Genomic DNA, 1,545 nt, shown 5'->3' with positions numbered 1-1,545 from the left:
TCCGCGGCATCCGGAGTCATAGAGGACGGCAAAGCCTTGCTGGGCTAGGGGTTCGGCCGTCGCGAAATAATAACAACCCCCATCACGCCGGTGCATCGCCCAATGCGCTTTCGGACGAACAGCTGCTACTGCATCACTTCTGTATAACGAGATGGGCTATGCGGCCTCGCACCGCGCCGTGCGCGAGATGAAGGCCGATGGTTTGCTGCCTGAGAACACGAAGATCCGATCCTCGAAATATCTCAATAATCTGGTCGAGCAGGACCACCGCAACATCGAGTCCCGGACGAAAGTCATGCTCGGCTTCAAACGTTTCAGGAACGCAGCGATCACGCTCTCTGGTATTGAGTTGGTACATCGCATTCGCAAGGGCCAATTCGGCCTCGCGAAGCTCGGCCTCAAAGATAGCACTGCGCCCGCAGTCTGGGAGGCCGTCCTGTCTGCTTGATTAGGTATCCTGATGAGGTATCCTCTAGATAACAACAATCTCGTACAGACCGCCTATTTGCACCAGAGCCGTCCGTCCACCGTTGCCGCGATAGAACGCTTATGAGAGCCGTTGGGGCCTCAGGTCCGCGAGGTCGCTTCACGTCGCGTCCGCCGTCTGTCTGCCTGCAAGGAATGCTCGTGATTCGTCAGCGTTCGACAAGCGCTTGCCTTCCATGCCAGCTGCAGGATAGCGATAACGACAAGTTGCAGATCGAGCCCGATAAAATTTATCGGCGAGCAGTATAAGCTTTTGCATCAATTGCATCAATTGCATCAATTGCATCAATTGCATCAATTGCATCAATTGCATCAATTGCATCAATTGATTTGATACAAATTTTCTGGCAACTGCAACCAACCGTGTGGCACCATCTGAGCTCCGTTAGCTCTGGTATGTACTGTGTTTGTGTGCTTGGAATTAAGTGGGTTCTGTGCGGCGGGCGGGCTGGTCGCCATGCTAATGGGCGCAGCGGTGCGGGCGCTGGAACGCAGCCTCCATGTCCTGCAGATCTGCGCGAGATTCAAGACCACTGAATTATGGCCATGGTTGACAGCCTTTTCTCGAAAATCGAGGCGCAGATCTCGCGAATCAAGCGTTGCATCGGCGCGCGGCTACTGACGCGCAAAAACGAATCGCAGCAGCGCGAGGGCGTGATTATCGCGAACCTCGTGAATCTGTGGAACAGCTTCGGCAAGGCCGTTTGCGTCAAAAATTCCTAGTTGCGTCTGCAACCAACTGCGGCCATGCCCTGCTGAACAAAGCCGTCGAGGCGGTACAGATTCTTCTCTGGCAGTCTGGTAGGTGTGAGGTTGCCCGCGAATTTCGCATCCCTTAACTGAGCGTGAATTATGCCGCCTGCTGTCGCTGTGCGGCGTACCAGCTTCTCTCGAATTGCATAGGACTGACGTAGTTCAACGTCGAGTGCAGACGCCCATGATTGTAAAAGCTCAACCAATCAATCGCCTCGTCCATGGCCTCGCGACGCGTGGCAAAGCGTCGGCCGTGAATGCGTGCCTGCTTGAGCGATCCCCACAGGCTCTCGGTCGGCGAATTGT

3 protein-coding genes and 1 pseudogene are annotated in these 1,545 nt (G+C 55.0%); 2 read left to right on the top strand and 2 right to left on the bottom strand.

The genetic code is table 11. The features are described 5' to 3' along the window. Positions 1–154: 154 nt before the first annotated feature. Positions 155–448, top strand: a pseudogene (locus BMI01S_RS37405) (DDE-type integrase/transposase/recombinase); the annotation flags it as partial. Between the two features lie 138 nt (positions 449–586). On the opposite strand, the gene BMI01S_RS37400 reads toward BMI01S_RS37405, so the two are convergent. Next, a complete protein-coding gene (locus tag BMI01S_RS37400) occupies positions 587–808 on the bottom strand; it encodes a hypothetical protein (protein WP_169745508.1) in 222 nt (73 codons plus the stop codon). Positions 809–1,032: 224 nt separating this feature from the next. Here BMI01S_RS37400 and BMI01S_RS37395 point away from each other — a divergent pair, with 224 nt between their 5' ends. Next, positions 1,033–1,209 (top strand): transposase, encoded by a 177-nt coding sequence (locus BMI01S_RS37395; RefSeq protein ID WP_244145538.1) that lies wholly within the window; start codon positions 1,033–1,035, stop codon positions 1,207–1,209. Positions 1,210–1,336: 127 nt separating this feature from the next. Here the strand turns inward: BMI01S_RS37395 and BMI01S_RS37390 are convergent. Continuing rightward, a partial coding sequence (locus BMI01S_RS37390; RefSeq protein ID WP_042293411.1) for an IS3 family transposase occupies positions 1,337–1,545 on the bottom strand: 209 nt, incomplete at its 5' end.

The organism is Paraburkholderia mimosarum LMG 23256 = NBRC 106338 (assembly GCF_000739815.1).
In the GTDB taxonomy this organism is placed as follows: Bacteria; Pseudomonadota; Gammaproteobacteria; order Burkholderiales; family Burkholderiaceae; genus Paraburkholderia; species Paraburkholderia mimosarum.
This window is presented reverse-complemented; position numbering and strand designations above follow the sequence as displayed.